Origin of the sequence: Wenyingzhuangia sp. 2_MG-2023 (assembly GCF_030548295.1) — a bacterium.
GTDB lineage: Bacteria > Bacteroidota > Bacteroidia > Flavobacteriales > Flavobacteriaceae > Wenyingzhuangia.
In genome coordinates, this window is record NZ_JAUOSB010000094.1 from 1 (window position 1) to 301 (window position 301).

Below are 301 nucleotides of genomic sequence, written 5' to 3' on the forward strand. Positions count from 1 at the left end.
CAATTGAATTGATCTGTATGAGTCACGATGAGTTGTTTGATAACGAAGAAGAATTAATCAGACAATTGTGGATGATGTGTCCTGTGGTAAGAGTATTTGTACCTAAAGGAGTTCATTGTACACCATATGCATTGTCTAGTACTGCTGCATTGGCTGAGGTTACTATGGAGGCTTTTAAAACAAGAAATGTTTCTTTATGTGAAAAGCACGGGGCAACTGCAACTGCACCAGATGTAGAGAAAGCATGGGACTTTTTAGATGTGTCAAACAATGGAGCTAAATTATTGTTTACATGTTGGGC

Annotated in this window: 1 protein-coding gene; it reads left to right on the top strand. The window is 38.2% G+C overall.

Going from position 1 to position 301, the window contains the following annotated elements; all coding sequences use genetic code 11:
- On the top strand, positions 1 to 301 hold a 301-nt coding region (locus Q4548_RS16790; protein ID WP_303457194.1), incomplete at both ends, for a class II aldolase/adducin family protein.